Annotated in this window: 3 protein-coding genes; all 3 read right to left on the bottom strand. The window is 45.2% G+C overall.

Annotated elements, in window-relative coordinates:
• Positions 1-719: phosphonoacetaldehyde hydrolase (phnX, locus tag ABYB02_RS15750; RefSeq protein WP_372763343.1), on the bottom strand; the 719-nt coding region annotated here is incomplete at its 3' end.
• Between the two features lie 10 nt (positions 720-729).
• Entirely contained in the window at positions 730-2,046 is a 1,317-nt protein-coding gene (locus ABYB02_RS15745) for a DUF5690 family protein (RefSeq protein WP_372763342.1), read from the bottom strand.
• A 44-nt stretch (positions 2,047-2,090) separates the two neighbouring features.
• A partial coding sequence (locus tag ABYB02_RS15740; RefSeq protein WP_372763341.1) for a TonB-dependent receptor domain-containing protein occupies positions 2,091-3,444 on the bottom strand: 1,354 nt, incomplete at its 5' end.

Here is a 3,444-nt window from a genome sequence, read left to right as displayed (position 1 = left end):
GCTTGATGTAATTGCTGATACGCTTGACGGGTCAAGGTGGCTTGCTCATCGGTTGAGCAGGCTGCCCACTCTTGCTCGGTTAAACCAACCGCATTACCACTGAGTGCCACCCCGACTGTCCACATGCCTGCATTTAACCCTTCAGCAATGCCCGGCGCTGAATCGTCAACTTTTACACAGTGAGCAACGCGTTGAATAGCTAAAGCATTCACATTTTCCAGTGCCATCCAGGGACCTGGGCGTGACCCCGCCGTTAGTTCATCACTGGCAACACTGTGATCGGGTTTATAACCGTACTCAGCGGCTGCCACTTCAAGTATGTCCATCACTTGGCGAGGATAGCCTGAGCAGCTACCAATTTTAATGCCTTGTGCTTGTAAACGTGTTATTACCGGCAGCACGCCCGCAATAGGCATAGCACGCTCTGCGACTTTCGCTTTTTGCAGTGGCATAAAGGTATGGTAAATATGATCAATTTGCTCCTTGGTCATTGAGCTACCAAACTGTGCTTGCCAGCGGATATCGATATCTTCTAATTTACCTAGGGTGGCAATGTGATCCCACTTACCCATACCCATAGGGATACGCGCTTGCGCCAGCGTAATATCAAAATCAAAGGCGGCTTTAAACGCTTCCACAAAAATAGTAGTTGGGGCAACAGAGCCATGGTCTACGACCGTACCGGCCCAGTCTAAAATCAATGCTTCTAAATGTTTCATATTTTTTCTCTTATATAGTCGATGTTGAGACAGGGGTTAGCCTGCGAACGTGTTTGAAAGGGGTTAAGCGTATTACAAAGTAGCTCAATGAACACAGCACCAGTAATGCGGCGATAGAGCCAACCCAGTAGCTGGCGTTAATAAAAAACGTTAGCCAGCTAATTTCTGGCATCACAAAGGTGCGATAGAGTAAAATACTGACCGAGCCCAAATAACCGGCAGAGTCAGCTAAGTAAATTAAAAACCCGGCATTGGCGGTTGAGCCCACGGCTGAAATCATGCGATCAAATAAAAAGCAATTGTAGGGAATGTAGCTAATATAAAGGCCAGCTCCTAACAGCACCATCCACACTTTAGCGTTAAGTAATTGGTTTTCAAAAGCAAAGGTACTGCCTACGAACAAGCAAGCGCCAAACAAAATAAAGCCGTGGTTTACATAAAAAGCGGTTTTATTATTTTTTACCAACACCATAGCACCCAGTGCTATTAGTACGATAAAGGCCATACGAATACCGGCATAGGCAAAGATAGCCGGCTCTTGACCGTAGCCCAGTGCCTGCCATATTTCGGCGGCAAAATTATCGCGAAAGTCACGAAAGCCAGTAAACAATAAAAAACTGAGGATCAAACAGCTAATACCAAACCAGTACTGCTTAAAAAATTGCCAGCGGGCTTTGCCATCCATAGGCAAACGAAGTTGGCGGGCCTGTTGATCTTCGTGTGTGGGGTCGGGTACTAAGGTTAAGCATTTAACACTAAGTAACAACAGGGGTAAAAAGAGTGCCCCGGTTGCCGCAGGCATCCACAGTTCGGGCACATTGAGATTGTCTATTAGCCATTTACCGACACTGCGTACTAAGCCCGATGCTAAAATAAAGGTGACACTGAGAATGGCACCGAGTATTTCTGAGGTCCGTCTGCCTTCTAAAAAGCTAAATACAATGCCCCAAATCATACCCAGTGATAAGCCATTAAAAAATAGCCATATTACATTTAACCCAACGGGGGTAATGGCAAATAAAATTAACGATAATTCAGCCGCGGCAATCATAGCAATGATGGCTAAACCACGGTGTTGGTGACGCATTTCGGCAATCACTTTAACGCCAATAAATTTGGCACATAAGTAGCCAAAGACTTGAGCAAGAATAAGCGCAATTTTAAAGCTCACTTGCCAACTTGGCATATCAAACTCAGTATAACTGCTAGCAGTAAACGGCTTACGAAATGCATACATACAAAAGTAGGTCATAAATGCAGCACTGGCGGCAAATAAAACAAATCCCACGCCATGTGCGCGTTGTAACCATTGGGGTTGCGTAAACATAGTCTTTCCTTTGCGTGGCTTGCGCCTCACATAATGCAAAAAAGTTAGAATTGGTAGTTAATACCGACCATGCCGCGCACACCGTAATACTCAACTTGCAGTGGGCGGCGTTCATTGCCTACATAGTATTTAAGGGGCTCGTTGGTGAGGTTGTTTAACTCAAGGTACACTAATGCATTTACGTTAAGCTGATATGACGTCGTGAAATCAACACTGATATTATCGCCATAATAGCTATCCGATTGCGTGTTACTGCCGTGCTCTTCGATGTACTCGCCTTTGTAGTTTGCTGCGATACGCGCAGCAAAGAAGCTGTTATCGTAATAAAGGGTGAAGTTGTAAAGGCGATCGGCCTGGCGAGGAATTGCTACTTTATCGCCCCGATTGGGAATGCGCATGGCTGAGTCCATCAAGGTGGCATTGGCCATTACTCCAAAGTTATCAAGTGCGGGGGCAATAAAGCCTAAATCACGATTAAAGGCCATTTCAATACCAGCAAGCCACGCACTGTCGCCATTTTCAGGGCGAACAATAGTGACACCACTGTTATTGGCAAATTCACCGATTGAGCTACCTTGAAAAATAGGGTCGCTAATGTCTTTGTAAAACAGCCCCGCAGACACTAAACCTACACGCTCAAAGAAATGCTCAACCATAAAATCAACATTATTTGCATAACTGGGTTCAAGTTCAGGGTTACCGGTAACAAGCGCGTTATCGGCTTCTAAATAAGTTGCCCCCGGTGTTAGTGAGCCAAAGTCAGGGCGTGAGAACGAGCGGGTTAATGCTAAGCGGTAATTGGTTTGTGCGTCGCGGTGATAGGTTATATGTAGCGCCGGTAGCACCGATAGATAATCGTTTTTAGCATGGTTTGGGGTAACACGGTCTTCATCAGCAAGGTAGGTATAACCATTCACTGCAGTATTGGTTTGAGTGAGACGCAAACCGCCGAGGACTTCCCAGTCGCTATTAAGAGTATAGGTTGCCATAGCATACACTGAGGTATGCTGCTCGTTAACATCAAAGTTGCGCCCTAATGCAGCGCCATTTTCAATTAATGCAGATGCACTTTTATCAAGTACAAATTTGTCTTTATTAGTATTCCAAAACTGGGCTAGATCATCGGTGGCAGCGACTTGCGAAAACTGGCTTTGATAATCAATCGCTAATTCATTTAAATAATCATTGCGGCCAGGCTGATCTGCCAAAGCAAAGTCACTTAAGCTAGGTGCAGCGCCATAGTTAGCTTCATCCCATGCGTAAAACTCATCGCTAAAGCGGGCGATCCGCTCTTTATCGCGGTATTTTGCGCCTACTTTGACAGTTAAATTGGCATTGAGCTGCCATTCAAAATCACTACTGGCGACGATGTTGTCTTTTTCATTAACGTATATTTTG

Origin of the sequence: Pseudoalteromonas sp. (assembly GCF_041613455.1) — a bacterium.
In the GTDB taxonomy this organism is placed as follows: domain Bacteria; phylum Pseudomonadota; class Gammaproteobacteria; order Enterobacterales; family Alteromonadaceae; genus Pseudoalteromonas.
This window is presented reverse-complemented; position numbering and strand designations above follow the sequence as displayed.